The 17,950-nt window shown below is 60.5% G+C and carries 17 protein-coding genes; 5 read left to right on the forward strand and 12 right to left on the reverse strand.

What is annotated here, in order from left to right; all coding sequences use genetic code 11:
* Positions 1-76: 76 nt before the first annotated feature.
* A complete protein-coding gene (locus AB4O22_RS00580) occupies positions 77-970 on the reverse strand; it encodes a LysR substrate-binding domain-containing protein (RefSeq protein WP_003205681.1) in 894 nt (297 codons plus the stop codon).
* 151 nt (positions 971-1,121) lie between these two features.
* On the opposite strand from AB4O22_RS00580, the gene AB4O22_RS00585 reads away from it, so the two are divergent.
* The 3 genes from AB4O22_RS00585 (at position 1,122) to AB4O22_RS00595 (ending at position 2,539) form a co-directional block, all read left to right on the forward strand.
* On the forward strand, positions 1,122-1,532 hold the full coding sequence (locus AB4O22_RS00585) for a tautomerase family protein (protein ID WP_003205679.1): 411 nt from the start codon (positions 1,122-1,124) through the stop codon (positions 1,530-1,532).
* A gap of 41 nt (positions 1,533-1,573) precedes the next feature.
* Positions 1,574-2,260, forward strand: a complete 687-nt coding sequence (locus tag AB4O22_RS00590; protein ID WP_258636247.1) for an energy-coupling factor ABC transporter permease — start codon at positions 1,574-1,576, stop codon at positions 2,258-2,260.
* A 63-nt stretch (positions 2,261-2,323) separates the two neighbouring features.
* Positions 2,324-2,539, forward strand: a complete 216-nt coding sequence (locus AB4O22_RS00595) for a hypothetical protein (RefSeq protein ID WP_013694234.1) — start codon at positions 2,324-2,326, stop codon at positions 2,537-2,539.
* On the opposite strand, the gene yacG is transcribed toward AB4O22_RS00595, so the two are convergent.
* Genes yacG through pilB form a run of 5 tightly spaced genes read right to left on the reverse strand, consistent with a single transcriptional unit; the run spans position 2,536 to position 7,153 of the window.
* The gene (yacG, locus tag AB4O22_RS00600; protein WP_003205675.1) at positions 2,536-2,742 is read right to left on the reverse strand and encodes a DNA gyrase inhibitor YacG; all 207 of its coding nucleotides are present in this window, start codon (positions 2,740-2,742) and stop codon (positions 2,536-2,538) included. The two genes, AB4O22_RS00595 and yacG, sit on opposite strands and share 4 nt — an antisense overlap.
* A complete protein-coding gene (gene coaE / locus AB4O22_RS00605; RefSeq protein ID WP_223470904.1) occupies positions 2,739-3,362 on the reverse strand; it encodes a dephospho-CoA kinase in 624 nt (207 codons plus the stop codon). Before coaE ends, yacG begins: the two co-directional genes overlap by 4 nt.
* The gene (locus tag AB4O22_RS00610) at positions 3,362-4,231 is read right to left on the reverse strand and encodes a prepilin peptidase (RefSeq protein ID WP_003205672.1); all 870 of its coding nucleotides are present in this window, start codon (positions 4,229-4,231) and stop codon (positions 3,362-3,364) included. Before AB4O22_RS00610 ends, coaE begins: the two co-directional genes overlap by 1 nt.
* Before the next feature lies 1 nt (position 4,232).
* Positions 4,233-5,450, reverse strand: a complete 1,218-nt coding sequence (locus AB4O22_RS00615; RefSeq protein WP_003205670.1) for a type II secretion system F family protein — start codon at positions 5,448-5,450, stop codon at positions 4,233-4,235.
* A gap of 2 nt (positions 5,451-5,452) precedes the next feature.
* Positions 5,453-7,153 (reverse strand): type IV-A pilus assembly ATPase PilB, encoded by a 1,701-nt coding sequence (gene pilB / locus AB4O22_RS00620; RefSeq protein WP_003205669.1) that lies wholly within the window; start codon positions 7,151-7,153, stop codon positions 5,453-5,455.
* Between the two features lie 224 nt (positions 7,154-7,377).
* On the opposite strand from pilB, the gene AB4O22_RS00625 reads away from it, so the two are divergent.
* Both AB4O22_RS00625 and AB4O22_RS00630 read left to right on the forward strand, forming a co-directional pair.
* The gene (locus AB4O22_RS00625; RefSeq protein ID WP_038857823.1) at positions 7,378-7,803 is read left to right on the forward strand and encodes a pilin; all 426 of its coding nucleotides are present in this window, start codon (positions 7,378-7,380) and stop codon (positions 7,801-7,803) included.
* Between the two features lie 272 nt (positions 7,804-8,075).
* Entirely contained in the window at positions 8,076-8,429 is a 354-nt protein-coding gene (locus AB4O22_RS00630) for a BON domain-containing protein (RefSeq protein ID WP_038857822.1), read from the forward strand.
* 328 nt (positions 8,430-8,757) lie between these two features.
* Here AB4O22_RS00630 and AB4O22_RS00635 read toward each other — a convergent pair whose 3' ends face one another.
* From AB4O22_RS00635 to panD, 6 genes are all read right to left on the reverse strand, one after another.
* Positions 8,758-9,054, reverse strand: coding sequence for a DUF2845 domain-containing protein (locus AB4O22_RS00635; RefSeq protein WP_013694228.1), 297 nt, complete (start codon positions 9,052-9,054; stop codon positions 8,758-8,760).
* Between the two features lies 1 nt (position 9,055).
* On the reverse strand, positions 9,056-11,989 hold the full coding sequence (locus AB4O22_RS00640; protein WP_013694227.1) for a DUF748 domain-containing protein: 2,934 nt from the start codon (positions 11,987-11,989) through the stop codon (positions 9,056-9,058).
* Between the two features lie 120 nt (positions 11,990-12,109).
* Entirely contained in the window at positions 12,110-13,126 is a 1,017-nt protein-coding gene (locus tag AB4O22_RS00645; protein WP_069971386.1) for a class I SAM-dependent rRNA methyltransferase, read from the reverse strand.
* A gap of 140 nt (positions 13,127-13,266) precedes the next feature.
* Positions 13,267-15,204, reverse strand: a complete 1,938-nt coding sequence (gene acs / locus AB4O22_RS00650; protein WP_053163343.1) for an acetate--CoA ligase — start codon at positions 15,202-15,204, stop codon at positions 13,267-13,269.
* A 223-nt stretch (positions 15,205-15,427) separates the two neighbouring features.
* Complete coding sequence (gene pgi, locus AB4O22_RS00655; protein ID WP_003205656.1) at positions 15,428-17,092, reverse strand: glucose-6-phosphate isomerase; 1,665 nt, start codon at positions 17,090-17,092, stop codon at positions 15,428-15,430.
* A 341-nt stretch (positions 17,093-17,433) separates the two neighbouring features.
* Positions 17,434-17,814: an aspartate 1-decarboxylase gene (gene panD / locus AB4O22_RS00660; protein WP_003205654.1), complete on the reverse strand. Its 381-nt coding sequence runs from the start codon at positions 17,812-17,814 to the stop codon at positions 17,434-17,436.
* Positions 17,815-17,950 lie beyond the last annotated feature (136 nt).

Genomic DNA, 17,950 nt, shown 5'->3' on the forward strand with positions numbered 1-17,950 from the left:
TATACACGCCAGGCTGAAACAGATCTCGGAATGGAAGATAAAATTCCGATAAACGCTCAAGTGAGTAGCATTACCCTCAGGCAGGCCCCAGCATGCCATCCTGTTCAGCCTGACACGCCAACCAAGCGCAAAACAAATCCAGCTTCTTGCTCTGCTGCGCGCTGCGCTTGGCGATATAGACGTAGCGGCTCGGGCGAAACCCGAACGGCGCCACCAGGCGACCCAGGCGAATGTCGTCAGCCACCAAGTGCCATGGGGCGACACAAATCCCCAGGCCGGCAATCGCCGCCTCCAACGTAAAGTAATAGTGCTCGTATTCCAGCCCGGCCGGCGCGGTGGCCTGGTGTCCAATCGCATCCCCCCAGTTTGCCCAGGCATCCGGACGGGTTTTGGTATGCAGGAGGGGATGGCTGAAAATCGAGCCCACGTCGGCTAATTGAATACGTGCGGATAAGGTGGGCGACAACACGACGCCCAATCGTTCAGGAAACAGCCGGACGGTGTTTTTCTGCTCGCCCACGATGCCCTGTTCAGCCGTGATCATCACGTCATAGCGATCCCGGCCCGGATCGCTCCCGTGAACCGGTGAGCTCAGGCGAATCTTGATCCCTGGATAAGTCGTATTGAAGTCGAAAAGACGCGGTATCAGCCACTTGACCGTAAATGTGCTGAAGCAGGACACGTCCAAGGTGCCTGTCGCCGTGTCTCGGACCCTGCTCACCGCGGCCTCGATCTGATCCAGTGCGGCCGTCAGTTCCGGCAGCAGTTCTCTACCGGCAACGGTGAGCTGAGGTTTGTTTTTTGGGCCTTCGAACAGGTCCACACCAAGACTCAGCTCCAGCTGGCGTACCTGGCGACTCACCGCGCCAGGCGTGACAGACAGCTCCTCGGCGGCCGCGATCATTTTGCCCAGTCGGGCAGCGGCCTCGAAGGTATGCAGCGCATTCAATGGGGGGAGGCGACGTTTCATAAAGTGACTTTAACTCAATTACATCGAGCGTATAAATCGATATCAGGTATCGGGCGTATTTTGCAGAATCCCCCGGCTCCCGCAGTGTCTGCCGACTGTTCCGAGTCGCCAGGATTGAGGGGCATTCCCTATCAAATTGAGAGCACCTCACATGCCATTCGTTCGTACCGCCGTCATCAAGGGCACCAGCCAGCAGCAACGTCAGCGCATCGTCGATGGCATACATCAAGCACTGGTCGAGAGCATTGGTATGCCAGAGGATGAATTGTTCAACCTGGTCACGGACTATGACCCTGAACAGTTTTTCTACAGCCGCACGTTTAACGGTGTGGCTCGTTCAGACCATTTGATCGTGATTGAGATTACGATGCGCAGAGGGCGCAGTGATGCGATGAAGCGCGAGCTCTACAAAAAAATCGCGGACAATCTCGGGGTTCAAGCCCAGGTTCGTCCGCAAGACGTTTTCATCTTCATGCACGAGAATGACTATTCGGATTGGTCGGTAGGCTTTGGTAAGTTTGCTATGGCCTTGGTACAACAGCCAGGAAGTGTCGCTACTTAAGTAGCGCACGGACGGCGTTCTAGTTCTCGCAGGAGTAGCCCATGATCGGTGCCGAACTGCTTTCACCGCAGACCCTGGCGGCCGGTTGGCTGGTGTATGTGCCGGTGTTGGCCTGGGCCGTGGTGCGGGCGCCGTGGGTCGAACTGTTCACCGACAGCCGTCGCCAGCACCTGCTGTTCGGTACGGTGCTGGCGTTGTTCATGCTGTGGCTGGTGCGCCGGGATTTCGATACGGGCGTTTCGTATCACTTCATTGGCATGACTGCCGTGACGCTGCTGCTGGACTGGCCGTTGTCGATCCTCGGTGGCTTGTGCGCGCAGCTCGCGCTGGTGCTACTGGGCCGTCAGGACATGGCCGCGGTAGGGGTCAACGGTGCGCTGCTGATCCTGTTGCCGGTGCTGGTCACCGAGTGTTGCGCGATCCTGGTGGAGCGCGCCCAGCCGCGCAATCTGTTCGTGTATATCTTCTGTTCGGGGTTTCTCGCGGCCGCGCTTTCGGCGTTGGCGTGCCTGCTGCTGGGGCTTGGCCTGCTGTGGTACGACGGTATATTCGCCATGCCTTACTGGCTGGAAGATTTTGTCGGCTACCTCTGGTTGATCATCTTCCCCGAGGCCTTCATCAACGGCATGGTGATCAGTGCGTTGGTGGTGTTCAGTCCCGAATGGCTGGAGACCTTCAACCGCACGCGCTACCTGTCGGCTCCGTGGAACGATGATGACAAGCCTTGATTCACGTCAAGGCTGCACCACCACACGCCCTTCATGCTTTGGAAAACTTCCAGGAGCACAACCATGAGTGTTTATGAGTGGGCGAGACAAGAGATCAGGCGTAGCCACGATGCCGCAATGGAGATTGGTTTTGACCCAGGCTTGAGCCTGCGCGCCTTGCTCAGTGCGATCGTGCAACAGAGCAAGACAGTGCGCAGCCCTGAAGACCTGGCCGATGAGTTGAGTTTCCTGGCGGAAAACCTCGACGATGAACAGGACTACGGTTTCATGCGGCCTTAATGATGTGAGCGAGGCTCGAAGTCTTCGCTGAACAGCTCGTCCTCGGCGTCGGGGCTGACCGGGATCTTGTGTTCTTCCGACGCCCAGGCACCGAGGTCGATCAGTTTGCAGCGGTCAGAGCAGAACGGCCGGAACTTGCTCTCCGGGCTCCATTCCACAGGGGCGCCACAGGTTGGGCAATCAACGGTTGGGGTTTGGCTCATGATTGGCCTCCACGCAAAGTAAGGTAAAAGTGATGCAGGCGCTCGACCTCGCTGTGCAGCCAGGCGAGGTCGCGATCGTTGACCACCACGTCGTCGGCATGGCTCAGGCGATCCTGGCGGCTGGACTGGGCCTTGAGAATCGCCTGGACCTGCTGTTCGCTGGTCTGGTCGCGCTGCAACGTACGTTCGATCTGCAATTGTTCCGGCGCATCGATCACCAGGATCCGCTGGGTCATGGTGTACTGCCCTGACTCGATCAGCAGCGGCGACACCAGGATCGCATAGGGCGATTGTGCCTGGGCCAGATGATGGGCGATTTCCTCGGCGATCAGCGGATGCAGCAGCGCCTCGAGCCAGCGGCGTTCATCGGCATTCTCGAAGATCAACTTGCGCAGCGCCGCTCGGTCCAGGGCGCCGTCGGCCTGCAATACGCCGGGGCCGAAGTGCTCGGCGATTTTCGCCAGCGCCGGACGCCCGGGCTCGACCACCCAGCGCGCCGCATGATCGGCGTCGATGACGTGCACGCCCAGGTCGATGAAATGCTGGGCCGCCGCGCTCTTGCCGCTGCCGATGCCACCGGTCAGGCCGAGAATCCAGGGTTTTTTCACTGAGGTATTCATTAAAAACCGACAGACTGCCAATAGAAGTCGGTTATTTGACCACCCCAGAGCAAGGCAATCCAGCCGGCAATGGCCAGATAAGGTCCAAAGGGGATCTGCGTCGACCCCGGGGCATCACGCAAGCGCAGCACAATCGCCCCAATAACGGCGCCGACCAACGACGACAGCAGCAGCGTCAGCGGCAGGATCTGCCAGCCACCCCAGGCGCCGAGCATCGCCAGCAGCTTGAAATCCCCATAGCCCATGCCTTCCTTGCCGGTGATCAGCTTGAACACCCAGAACACCGACCACAGCGCCAGGTAGCCGGCCACCGCGCCCCACATCGCCTGGTTCAAGGACACGAAGAGCCCGAAGCTGTTGATGATCAAGCCCAGCCACAACAGCGGCAGCACCAGGGTATCGGGCAGCAATTGATGCTCGGCGTCGATCAGGCTCATGGCCAGCAGGCCCCAGGTCAACACCATCACCATCGCGGCGTGCCAGCCAAAACCGAAATGCCAGGCGACGAACGCCGATAACGCGCCGCAGGCCAATTCGGTCAGGGGGTAACGCCTGCCGATGGGCGCGGCGCAGCTCGAACAGCGGCCGCGCAGTATCAGGTAGCTGAGCAGCGGAATGTTTTCCCAGGGGCGGATGCGATGGCCGCAGTGCGGGCACTGGGAGTGGGGCAGCATCAGGTTGTAGACCGGGCCCGGGGTTTCGGCCGGCAGGCCCAGCAGGTCGTGGGCCTGCAGGCGCCATTCGCGGTTGAGCATCTTCGGCAGGCGCCACACCAGCACGTTGAGGAAGCTGCCGATGATCAGGCCGAGCAATGCTGCAACGAGCACGAAAGCCAGGGGATACAGCACGAAGAATTCGCTCAGGGGCATGTCAGATCGCAGAGCCGAGTTGAAAGATGGGCAGGTACATGGCAACTACCAGGCCACCGACGACCACCCCCAGGACCACCATAATGAAGGGTTCCATCAGGCTGGTGAGGTTGTCCACCAGATTGTCCACCTCGGCCTCATAAAAGCTCGCCACCTTGTCGAGCATGTCGTCCAGCGCACCGGATTCCTCGCCGATGGCGGTCATCTGGACCGCCAGGTTCGGAAAAATCCCTGAGGCACGCATGGAGAAATTCAACTGCATGCCGGTCGAGACCTCCTGCTTGATGCGCTGCACGGCACGTTTGAATACCACGTTGCCGGTGGCGCCAGACACCGAATCCAGGGCCTCCACCAGCGGCACGCCGGCGGCGAAGGTAGTGGACAGCGTGCGGGCGTAGCGGGCCACGGCGGATTTGTACAGCAAGGTGCCGATCAGCGGCAGCTTGAGCAGCCATTTGTCGCGCCAGTCGCGAAAGCGCTCCGAACGCCTGAGCGCATACTTCACGCCAAAAAAAGCCCCCACCGCCCCGCCAAGCATCACCCACCACCATTGCTGCATGATTTCCGACAGGCCTATGACCATCACCGTGAAGGCTGGCAGCTTCGCGCCAAACCCGGAGAATACCGATTCGAATTGCGGCACGACCTTGACCAGCAGGATCCCCGTGACCACTGCGGCGACGAGGACCACTGCCGCTGGATAGGTCATGGCTTTCTTGATCTTGGCCTTGAGCGCTTCGCTCTTTTCCTTGTAGGTCGCGACCCGGTCCAGCAGCGTGTCCAGGGCACCGGCCTGCTCGCCGGCGTCTACCAGGTTGCAGTACAGCTCGTCGAAATATTGCGGGCACTTGCGCAGCGCCGCGGCGAAGCTGTTGCCAGCGGCGACTTCCTGCTTCACCTCGTCCACCAGCTTGCGCATGTTGGGGTTGTCGAAGCCTTCGCCAATGATGTCGAACGCCTGCAACAGCGGCACACCAGCCTTGAGCATGGTGGCCATCTGGCGGGTGAAGAGGGCGATATCCAGCGGCTTGATGCGCTTGCCCTTGCTGAATATCGAGGTGGATTTCTTGCGCACCTTCTGCGGGTTGATGCCTTGTTTGCGCAGCTGTGCCTTGACCAGCGCCGGGCTTTGACCCGTCAGCTCGCCACTCATTTTCGTGCCTTTGCGGTCCTTGCCTTCCCAAGTGTAAACATCGGTTTTGACTGCCTTGACCGCCATGTTCAATCCTTGGTGACCCGGTTGATTTCTTCGAGGCTGGTGACGCCCTGCATCACTTTGAGCAGCCCCGAGGTGCGCAGGTCATTGAAACCGTCCTTGCGCATTTGCAGATCGATTTCCAGCGAGTTGCCCTCGGCCATGATCAGCCGTTGCAGCTCGGGCGTGTTCTTGACCACTTCGTAAACCCCCACGCGCCCTTTGTAACCGTTGTTGCACTGTTCGCAACCGACCGGCTCATAGATCGTGAATGTGCCGATGCGTTCCCGAGGGAAACCTTCCTTGAGCAAGGTTTCCTCGGGAATCTCGATGGCCTTCTTGCAGTGACTGCACAGCTTGCGCGCCAGCCGCTGGGCAATGATCAGGTGCACGGCGGTGGCGATGTTGAACCCCGGAATGCCCATGTTCTGCAGGCGGATCAGGGTTTCTGCGGCGCTGTTGGTGTGCAGGGTGGAGAGCACCAGGTGCCCGGTCTGGGCGGCCTTGATGGCGATCTCGGCGGTTTCCAGGTCGCGGATCTCGCCGACCATGATCACGTCCGGGTCCTGGCGCAGGAACGAGCGCAGGGCCTGGGCGAAATCCAGCCCCTGGCGCGGGTTCACGTTGACCTGGTTGATGCCTTCCATGTTGATTTCCACCGGGTCTTCGGCGGTGGAAATGTTGATGTCCACGGTGTTGAGGATATTCAGCCCGGTGTAGAGCGACACGGTCTTGCCCGAGCCGGTTGGGCCAGTCACCAGGATCAGCCCTTGCGGTTGCTTGAGGGCGGCCATGTACAGGTCTTTCTGGTCCGGTTCGTAGCCCAGGGCATCGATGCCCATTTGTGCGCTGGACGGGTCGAGGATCCGGATCACCACTTTTTCGCCCCAGAGCGTGGGCAGGGTGTTGACCCGGAAATCGATGGACTTGGTTTTCGACAGGCGCATTTTCAGGCGCCCGTCCTGGGGTTTGCGCCGCTCGGAAATATCCAGGCTGGCCATGACTTTCAGGCGTGCGGCGATACGGTTGGCCAACTGGATCGGCGGCCTGGCCACTTCCCGCAGTATGCCGTCGGTGCGCACCCGCACCCGGTAGATTTTTTCGTAGGGCTCGAAGTGCAGGTCGGAAGAGCCGCCCTTGATCGCGTCCAGCAGCATCTTGTTGACGAAGCGCACCACGGGCGCGTCGTCGGTGTCCTGGCCGGCGATGGAGTCCTGCCTGGTGTCGTCGATCGATTCGATGTCCAGGCCGTCGAGGTCGACATCGCCCATGCCTTCCAGGCCCGTGCTGCTGGATTCGAAAAACTTTTCGATGGCGTCGCTGAGCTTGTCGTCCTCCACCAGGATGGCTTCGGTGGTCAGGCCGGTGCTGAACTGGATGTCATTGATGGCCTGGTGATTGGTCGGGTCGGAGATGCCCACGTACAGCTTGTTGCCGCGCCGCCACAGCGGCAGGGCGTGATGCTGGCGCACCAGTTTTTCGCTGACCAGGCCTGTGGGTTGGGTTTCTTTGTCCAGGCTGTTGAGGTCCAGCAGGGCGACGCCGAAATGCTCCGAGGCGATCTCCGCGACCTGTCGACTCTGGACCAGTTTGTTCTGCACCAGATAGCTGACCAGGGGGATGCGATTGCGTTGAGCCTGTTGATACGCCTGTTGCGCACTTTGCTCGGTGAGCAGTTCGGCCAGCACCAATTGCTTGGTCAGGCCGCTGAGGGCGATGTCATTCATGGGAATCCCGGCGGCGAACAGTTCATGACTTATAGCCTAGTCAAGCCTCGACGCCAAACCAGCGGGGCAGGGTGACAAAAAACGTCAGATAGTGCGGTTGTTGAGGTAGGACGTTGCCGTTGTGCTGGTTCAAATCCCTTGAGTGATGGGGTTTCAGGGTTGGCATGTGCCCTGCAATGGCCGTTTCAGGTCATGAGATTTCGACTCATGCATGGGAGATGTCTATGAATAAGCAGAGTGGCTTTACCTTGATCGAGCTGCTGATCGTCGTGGCGATCATCGGCATTCTGGCGACGTTTGCGTTGCCGCAATATTCCAAATACCAGGCGCGGGCCAAGGCTACGGCGGGGCTGGCGGAGGTCTCTGCGTTGAAAGTGCCGTTTGAGGACATCATGAATCAAGGTACCGATCCAACGTTGGCCAACATCGGTGGGACATCGCCCACCAGCAATTGCACGTTGGAGGCTGCAGGAACAGCATCGAATGGAGGGGGCACTATCAAGTGTACCCTTTTGAATGCGCCTGCTCCGGTACTCGGCAAAGTGATCACCCTTACGCGCTCTACTCAAGGCGTTTGGACCTGCGGCGCCACCGCCGCTCAGGAATTCCTGCCGGCTGGATGCACAGGTACAGCAGCGACGACTCCATGATTTGAGTGCACGTATCGAGGCAGTGAACTGCCTCGATACAGAAACCCTTCGCAATTCATGAGCTTAGAAATTGGCCAAAAACCCGCAAGTTGCATGTCCAGAATCACCGCTTCATGCATTTTGCATGATCACGAAAATTGCCGCTTCGCTTAACTTGCTGATTTATAAGAAATTAATTAATTTTTAAAAGCTGGCACAGCGTTCGCACTACTCCTGATAACCCTGCCGGGATGCACCTCCGGCAGTTTTTGAGAAAAACAGGAGTTACTCGTATGAAGAAGTTCGCTATCACTGCCGCCGCTGCTACCGCTCTGACCCTGACCATGGCTAGCGCATTCGCCGAGACCACTCAAGCAACTCAGGCGCCAATGATGCTGGCTGCGGGCGAAGTGACAGAGGCCAAGGAAGCCACCTCTGATACCTGGATCACCACCAAGGTCAAAGCCGACCTGGTCACCGAAAAAGGCATTCCAGGTACCGACATCAAAGTCGAAACCAACAAAGGCGTTGTGTCGCTGTCTTCCACTGTTGCCGTGACCGAAGCCCAGAAAACCACCGCTGTGGCGATCGCCAAGAAAATCAAAGGCGTCAAGGCCGTATCGGCTGACGGCCTGAAAGCCGAGTAAGGCCAAGACTTCTCGCCTGGACTGGGAGAAGGCACGGCAAGCGGGCCAGGATATACGTTTGCCGTCGCTTTGGAGTTCATGCGAAAGGCCACACGGACGTGGCCATTACAGGCCCCCGGCATTCGTGCCGGGGGCCTGTTCTATTCTGGGGAATCAATCTGCGGGTCAGCGTTTACACACGAGTCAGAACCGAGTTGCCGCCATCGCGAGCAAGCTCGCTCCCACCGGGGGCGGCGGTGAACACGGATTTTGAGATCACCCTAAACAATGTGGGAGCGAGCTTGCTCGCGATGGCGGCGGCACATTCAACACATCTGTGCGGACAAGCTCACCGCCCCCGCTTGCTGGTGATCTGCACCAGCCGATTCCCCTCGAAGCGCAGGTACTGATACATGCCGCTGTTGGGGCCGTAGGTCCATTCCTCCACCGGGTATTCCTCCCGGCGATTGACACTGCGCTTGTAGCCCAGGTCATCCCGCGCCGCTGGCTCCCCGCACTTTTGCAGCACTTCGCTGGAGCGGTCACCGACGCTGATCAACTGGCTGCCGCAACGCAGCGTGTCGGCAGCCGCGGCCTGGCCGGCGGCCAGCACAAGACCCAGGCAGAGCCCGAACCAGGGTTTCATCTTATTCGGCATCCAGATGCATCGGGGTAATCACCCGGCCATCGCTCTCGGCCTGGCCGAGGCTGGCGTCGATGAAATACACGCGGTCATCGGCCAACTGGCCTTTGTCCACCAGGAAGTCCTTGATGCTGCTGGCCCGTTCCTGTCCCAGTTGACGCAAGAGCACGTCGCTGCCGCTCCAGAACTTGATCACGCCTTCACGCAGTTTCTCGATGCGCGCCTTTTTGTCCAATTGCGTCCATTCGGCGGGCGGTTGGGTCTTGAGGCGGGTACGGTAGATGCCTTCGAGCAGCGGCGCCTTTTCGTCTTCCGGCACCTGTATCAGCGAGGCCTGGGCCGGAACTTTGTCGCCCCGACGCTGCAGCATCTTGTAGTAGTTGTACTGGTATTCGCGTTCCAGGCGCTGGGCGGCGAGCAGCGGGCCGTCGCTGCTTTCGGCGGCGGTGCCTTCGATCTCCAGACGCAGCTCCGGACGTTTGCCAAGGGCCTCGGACAGTTTGAGCAGCGTGCCTTCGTTGTCCTTGCTCAGGTCGCTGGAGCCCGGCGCAAACGCCACGCTGCCCAGGTCTTCCGAGCCGCCGCCGGCCACCAGCCCACCGATAAGCTTGAACGGCGCCTGGGCCGCTCGTACCACCAGGTTGCGCAGGGTCTGCCAGATGATCGGCATGACACTGAATTGCGGGTCGTTGAGATCGCCGGACACCGGTAGCTCGATGGAAATCTTGCCGTCGGAATCCTTCAGCAATGCGACGGCCAATTTGAGTGGCAGGCTCACGGCGTCCGGGCTGTCGACTTTCTCACCCAGTTGCAGTTGCTCGACCACCACTTTGTTCTCCGCCTGGAGCTTGCCTTGGGTGATCCGGTAATGCAGGTCGAGATTGAGCCGGCCCTTGCGGATGCGATAGCCGGCGAACTTGCCGGAGTAGGGCGTCAGGGTGGTCAGTTCGACCCGTTTGAAACTGGTGGCGATGTCGAGGCTGGCCATCGGATCGAAGGGGTTGACCGCCCCTTTGATGGTGACCGGTGCATAACGATCGACCTTGCCCTTGATGTCGACACTGGCCGGTTTGGTCTGGCGACTGTCGATGGTGCCGATCTGGCCATTGAGCTGCTGGATGGCCGTGGCGAAATTGGGCGTCAGGCTGAAGTCGGCGAAGTTGGCCGAACCGTCATTGATGGCGATACCACCGATGTGGATACCCAGCGGTTTTTCCTGGGACGCCGGTTTTGCCGCAGTGTTCTTCGTGCCGCTGTCGGCCGGTTGCGGGATCAGCAGGTCATCGACGTTGGTGGTGCGGTCGTCGTTGATCATGAAGCGCGCATACGGCTGGAACAGGTTGACCTTGTCGATGGACAGGCTGTCACCGTGCTGATAATTCAAGCCTTCGAGGACCAGGCTCTGCCACTTGAGGAAGTCGCGGGTCTTGAGCGTGTCGAGGGTGTGCAACTGATCGACCTGGGCGCGGCCGGTGACGGCAAATGCCAGCGGTTCGGTGCTTTTGAGGTCGACCGCCAGGTCACTGCCGAGCATCCCGGAGCGCAGCTCCAAGCGAATGAACGGGTTGATGTACGACTGGGCGACGCGCAGGTCGACGTCCTGGGTCTTGACCTTGAGCTTGGCGGTGATCGGGTTCAGGTTGACCTCGCCGTCGGCGAGGATCTTGCCCTGCTTGCCTATCCCGGTGTCCAGCTTGAGGGTAAAGGGCGAGCCGTTGAGGGTGTCGTAGTTCTGCAGGTCGAGGTTCAGCGGGCCGACCTCCAGTGCCACGGCGGGCTGGGCCTGACGGTCAGCCAAGTGCACCTTATAGTCGCGCAGCTGCACGTCCTTCAACATCACCTGCCAGGGTTTGCTGGGCGGTGCCGGTTCAGCTTTTGGCGAGTCAGCCGCTGCCGGGGCGGATGTCGGTTCAGCCTTGACCTGCGGTTTGGCCGGCTGGCTGGCGAAGAGTTTTTGCCAGTCCAGCTGCCCGTCTGCCTCGCGAGCGGCCCAGGTTTCCAGCTTCTGGCTGCGGATCTTGCCCACGATAACTTGCTGCTTGGCCAGGTCTACCGTGGTTTCGCTTACGTCCAGGCGTTCGAGCTTCACCAGTGGACGGCCATCGGGTGCCTTGATGGCGAAGGGCGCGACACTGACCGCGACGTTGTTGAGCAGCAGTTCGGTGCCCTTGGCCAGGTTGAGCTTGTAGTCGGTGCTGAGGTTCAGGACACCGTTTTCCAGAACCAGCGGCACGGCGTCGCGCACATAGGGCCACCAGGCTTTCATTTGGCCGCCAGTGACTTTGAGCGTGCCTTGGGAGGCAATCGGCGTGAGGCTGAAATTACCGGTCCAGTCGATCTGTCCGCCTTCGGGGCCAGCAGCCACCAGGGTCATGTCGGCGTTGTCGTCGGGCAGGGTGCTGAGATTCTTCAGCTCGAAATCGAGGGTGTCGTAGAGAAACTCAATGGGTTCGCTGGGGCGCAGGTCCTGGAAATGCACATAGCCGCCGGCCAACTTGATTCGGTCGACCCGCAGGGGGAACGGCTTGGCCTCGGGGTCGGCAGGCGTCGGCTCGCTGGCCGGCAGCTTGAACAGGCCCAGCAGGTTCAACTGACCGTCCTTGGCGAACATCACTTCGGTCTTGGGCTTGTCCAGCTCGATGTCGACCAGGTGCAGGGCGCCGGACCACAAGCTGTCGAGTTGCAAATTGGCGTACAGCCGTTCGAAGCCGACCTGTTCCTTGCCTGGTTCGCCGATATTCAGGCCCCAGAGGGTGACTTCCAGGCTGAAGGGATTGAGTTCGATGCGCTGGATCTGAGCCGGCACCGTCGCAAGGGTGGCCAATTGCTGGTTGGCGATGCGCAAGGCGATGCCCGGCAAAATCAGAAAGCCCAACAGGCTATAGAGGGCCAGTGCGGTCAACAGAGCGCCGATGGCGCGAATCAATCCTTTGGGCATGTGTGGCTTCATCTTGGTGTGAATTCGGAATGCCTTGGAGTATGGCATGCGTTTACGGTTCCGAAGCCACTGTGATTTATGAGATTTGTCCGTTTTTCGAGTAAGAATTCTGAGTCTGGCTTAGAGCTGGAGCACCAGAGTCTTGAGCGGCGGCTGCTGGTCCCGGGAGGGGAAATCGCTGCCGGGCGTCAGCACGCTCCACTCGCGTACCGGGCGTCCGGCTTTTTCCGCACAACGCAGCACTTGCTCGCGCCAGTCGTCCATGGGCACTTTTGCCAGGTTGTTGCAGCAGATCAGCACACCATTGTCGGCGGTGGTGAGCAGCGCCGGTTTCAGCAGGCTTTGGTAGTCGCGCAACAGGTCGACGGTGCCGAACGCACTTTTGGCCCAGGCCGGTGGGTCGAGCAGCACCAGGTCGTACTGGCGTTGCTCCAGGCGCACGTAGCTGGGCAGTTTTTGCCCGCGCCGCTGGCTGATGGGCAGGCCGGCCAGTTGGCGGATCGCCGGAAAGTAGTCCGACTGCACGAACTCCATCGGCGGCAAATCGGGGTTGAGCAGGCCGTTCTCGCGGCCCACCGCCAGGTTGCCTTCGGCGAAGTCCAGGTTGCACACCTCCCGCGCACCACCGGCCGCAGCGCTCAGGCCGACGCCGCAGGTGTAGGCGAACAGGTTCAGCACGCTTTTGTTGCGGCTGTGTGCCTTGACCCATCCCCGGGCGTTGCGCAGGTCGAGAAACAGCAGTGGATCCTGCCCGGCATGGCGACCACGGACGCGATAATTCAAGCCCCATTCATGTCCGACAAGGTCTTGCAGGGCGGCTTCGTCAGCCTGGTAGACGGTGTCCTGGCGGTCGATGCGCGAATTGCCCCGGGCGCGGTCGTTGTAGACCAACAAAGTCTCCAATCCCAGCTCTTCGTTGACGATGCCGTGCAGTTGCAGCAGGTCGTCGCGCTCCAGCGACTGATGGAAGCTCTGTACCAGCAGTTGCGGGCCGTAGCGGTCGATGGTCAGTCCGGGGGCGCCTTCCTGGCTGCCATGGAACAGGCGATAGCAGTCGGTGCCTTGCTGGTGCAGTTGGCCGAGCAGCTCCTGGCGCTGGTCGAGGGCGGCGCGCAGCGCCTGATTCAAGGAAGACATGCCGGGCGCGCCTTAGAGAAATGAGGCGCGGGAGTTTAGCAGTTATGGCTGGCGTGGTCCCTGTGGGAGCGAGCTTGCTCGCGATGGCGGTCTGGACTGACAGGGCCCCATCGCGAGCAAGCTCGCTCCCACAGGAATCCTCAGCGATTGAGGCGTTTGTCGATCAGCCCCTCCACCACACTTGGATCGGCCAGGGTCGAGGTATCGCCGAGGCTATCGAGTTCGTTGCAGGCGATCTTGCGCAGGATGCGCCGCATGATCTTGCCCGAACGGGTCTTGGGCAACGCTGGCGCCCACTGGATCAGTTCCGGTTTGGCGAAGCTGCCGATTTCCTTGCTGACGTGGGCCAGCAATTCCTTCTTCAGCTCGTCATTGGCCTCCACACCGTTCATCGGCGTGACAAAGGCATAGATGCCCTGGCCCTTGAGGTCGTGGGGATAGCCGACGACGGCCGCTTCGGCAATGTTGTCGTGCAGCACCAGGGCGCTTTCGATTTCGGCGGTGCCGATGCGATGCCCGGAGACGTTGATCACGTCGTCGATGCGCCCGGTGATCCAGTAGTCGCCGTCTTCGTCGCGGCGCGCGCCGTCGCCGGTGAAGTAATAGCCGGGGTAGGGTTTGAAGTAGGTGTCGACCATGCGTTGATGATCGCCGTAGACGCTGCGAATCTGCCCGGGCCAACTGGATTTGATCGCCAGTACGCCGCTGCCGGCACCGCTGATTTCCTTGCCCACTTCATCCAGCAAGACCGGTTGCACGCCGAACATCGGCCGGGTGGCGCAGCCTGGCTTGAGCCGTGGGGCGCTCACCAACGGGCTGAGCATGATGCCGCCGGTCTCGGTCTGCCACCAGGTGTCGACAATCGGGCAGCGTTGTTCGCCTACCGTGTTGAAATACCATTCCCACGCCTCCGGGTTGATCGGCTCACCAACGGTGCCGAGCAGTCGCAGGCTTTTGCGGGACGTTTCCTGCAACGGTCCGGCACCTTCGCGCATCAGCGCGCGCAGGGCGGTCGGTGCGGTGTAGAAGATGTTGACCTGATGCTTGTCGATCACCTGCCAGAAGCGCGAACTGCTCGGGTAGCTCGGCACGCCCTCGAAGATCAGCGTGGTGGCGCCATTGGCCAGCGGGCCATAGACGATGTAGCTGTGGCCGGTGACCCAGCCGACATCGGCGGTGCACCAGAACACTTCGTTGTCGCGGTAATCGAGCACGTACTTGAACGTCATCGCCGCTTGCAGCAGATAACCGCCCGTGGTGTGCAGCACGCCCTTGGGTTTGCCAGTGCTGCCGGAGGTGTAGAGGATGAACAACGGGTCTTCGGCGTCCATCGGTTCCGGTGGGCAGTCGTCGCTCATCTCGTGCATGGCCTGGTGGTACCACAGGTCGCGGCCTTCAACCCAGCCCACCTCACCCTGGGTGCGCTCGACCACCAGCACGGTGCTGACGTTCGGGCAACTTTCCAGGGCCTTGTCGACGTTACGCTTGAGCGGTACGAAGCGCCCGCCGCGCACGCCTTCGTCCGCCGTGATCACGGTGCGGCAGTCGGCGTCGAGAATCCGGTCGCGCAGCGAGTCCGGTGAGAAACCGCCGAACACCACCGAATGCACGGCGCCGATGCGGGTGCAGGCGAGCATGGCGTAGGCGGCCTCGGGGATCATCGGCATGTAGATGCAGACCCGGTCGCCTTTCTTCACGCCACGGCTTTTCAGCACGTTGGCCAGGCGGCACACATGGTTGTGAAGTTTTTTGTAGGTGATTTCTGCCGATTCGGCGGGGTTGTCGCCTTCCCAGATGATTGCCGTCTGGTCGCCGCGCGTTTGCAGGTGACGGTCGATGCAATTGGCGCTGACGTTCAGCTTGCCACCGGCGAACCAGGTCGCATCGCCGTTCTTGAGGTCATAGCGCTGGACGGTTTGCCAGGGCGTCATCCAGTCGAGAAAGCGCGTGGCCTGCTCGGCCCAGAAGGCGCTGGGGTGTTCGATGGATTCTTTATAGAGCCGCGTGTACTCGTCCTGACTCAGTTGCGCAGCCCGGCGGACGGCATCGGCTTGAGGGTACTGGCTGATATCGAACATGACGGTTCCTTATTCTTGTTTTGCGACAAGTCATAAAGATGCGCCCAGTCGCCTGGGGGTTCAAGTCATGCACAAAGCAACTGTGGGAGCGAGCCTCGTGGGAGCAAAGCTTGCTCGCGATGACGCCGTCTCATTCAACACATAGGTTGATATCAGACCGCTATCGCGAGCAAGCTTTGCTCCCACAAGACCCGCTCCCACAGGGGGAATGCAAACCCAGGGATCAGCCGCGGTGGCGTCCGCGGAAGTAGTTGATCAAGCCCTGGGTCGAAGCATCTTCGGCCAGGCTTTCTTCGCTGCCCACCAGGCGGTTGTAGACGCCCTTGCCCAGTTCCTTGCCCAACTCCACGCCCCATTGGTCGAAGGCGTTGATGCCCCAGACCACGCTCTGCACGAACACCTTGTGTTCATACAGCGCCACCAGTGCGCCGAGGCGACGTGGGCTGATGCGTTCGACTACCAGAGTGTTGCTCGGACGGTTGCCCGGGATCACCTTGTGGGAGGCCAGTTTCTGCACCTCTTCTTCGCTGGCGCCCTTGTCCCGCAGCTCGGCTTCGGCTTCGGCGCGGGTTTTGCCGAGCATCAGCGCCTGGCTCTGGGACAGGCAGTTGGCGTACAGCCACTGGTGATGATCGGAAACCGGGTTGAAGCTGACGATCGGCACGATGAAGTCGGCCGGGATCAACTGGGTGCCCTGGTGCAACAACTGGTGGTAAGCGTGCTGACCGTTGCAGCCGACGCCGCCCCAGATGACCGGGCCCGTGTCGGTCGACACCGGGGTACCGTCCTGGCGCACGCTCTTGCCGTTGGATTCCATGTCCAATTGCTGCAAATGCTTGGTGATGTTACGCAGGTAGTGGTCGTACGGCAGGATCGCATGGCTCTGCGCACCCCAGAAGTTGCCGTACCACACGCCCAGCAGTGCCAGCAGCACCGGCATGTTCTGCTCGAACGGGGCGCTCTGGAAATGCTGGTCCATGGAATAGGCCCCGGAGAGCAATTCCTTGAAGTTCGACATGCCGATGGCCAGGGCGATCGGCAGGCCGATGGCCGACCAAAGCGAGTAACGCCCGCCGACCCAGTCCCACATCGGGAAGATGTTTTCTTCGCGGATGCCGAAGGCCACGGCGGCGGCGTTGTTGCTCGACACGGCGATGAAGTGGCGATACAGCTCCGCTTCGGAGCCACCCTGGGCCAGGTACCAGGCGCGGGCGGCCTGGGCGTTCTTCAGGGTTTCGAGGGTGTTGAAGGATTTCGACGAGACGATGAACAGCGTGGTCTCGGCGCGCAGCTTCATGGTCAGTTCATGGAACTCACTGCCGTCGATGTTCGCCAGGTAGTGGCAGCGAACGCCTTTTTGCGCGTAGGACAACAGCGCTTCGGACACCAGCTCCGGGCCGAGGAAAGAACCACCGATGCCGATGTTCACCACGTCGGTGATGGGCTTTTCGGTGTAGCCGCGCCACAGGCCGTCGTGAATGCGGCCCACCAGGTCGGTGATCTGGTTCAGCACTTTGTGCACGTCCGGCATCACGTTGACGCCGTTGACCAGCAACTTGTCGCCCACCGGCCGACGCAGGGCGGTGTGCAGGGCAGGGCGGTTTTCCGAGGCGTTGACGATTTCGCCTTCGAACAGCGACTTGATCGCGCCCTTGAGGTCGACTTCGTTGGCCAGGCCCACCAGCAGGTCGCGGGTCTGGGCGTTGATCAGGTTTTTCGAGTAGTCGAGAAACAGGCCGCAGCTCGACAGGGTGAATTGAGTAAAACGCTGCGGATCGGCATTGAACGCTTCGCGCATGCTGAAATCCTGCATGGCTTTGCGGTGGTCATTCAGCGCTTGCCAGGCTGGCAGAGCGGTCACGTCATGAGGGGTTCGGTAATACGCCATCGCTGCGGGTTTCCTTTTTACTTGAACGACCTTTTGTACACTAAAAATTCCGGCGCGGCTCGAGGTGGGCGTCCGGACACTGCATCGACACGATCGCCGGACGCAGCGCGGATACAGTAAACCTCGCGTTGCGATCTGTCTTGACTTTGTCTGACCGGTTCCCGGTACTTTTTTATACAACTGGGTGGGGAAGGTCCGACAAACGGAAACGCAGATTGCTTACTGTGGGAGCGAGCTTGCTCGCGATAGCGGTGTGTCAGTCGGCATCTGTATCAACTGGCCCGCCGCCATCGCGAGCAAGCTCGCTCCCACAGGGGAAAGTGGTGACGCAGGTGTTTCGATCAGGCCAGTTGGACCGGAATGGCATTGCTGGTGTGGCTCAATTCGTTGCCTGGCGCCATGTACAGCATGCGCGGCTTGAAGTTGACCAGTTCGGCTTCGCTGTAGTGGGCATAGGCGCAGATGATGACACGATCACCGACCTTGGCCTTGTGCGCTGCGGCGCCGTTCACCGAGATCATCCGCGAACCTTCCTCGCCACGGATGGCGTAGGTGGTGAAGCGCTCGCCGTTGTCGACGTTGTAGATCTGGATCTGTTCGTATTCACGGATCCCCGACAGGTCCAGCCACTCACCATCGATGGCGCAGGAGCCTTCGTAATCGAGCACTGCGTGAGTGACTTCGGCGCGATGCAGCTTGGCCTTGAGCATGATGGCGTGCATGAATTTTTCCTCTGGTCGGGTCCGAACGGCGGGCAGTCTGCCTGAAGCCTGCCGAGGCGGCAATAACACCGCAGGACCCATGTGGGAGCGAGCTTGCTCGCGATAGCGGTGGGTCAGTTGACCGATAGGCTGGCTG

The organism is Pseudomonas sp. S3_B11 (assembly GCF_054667715.1).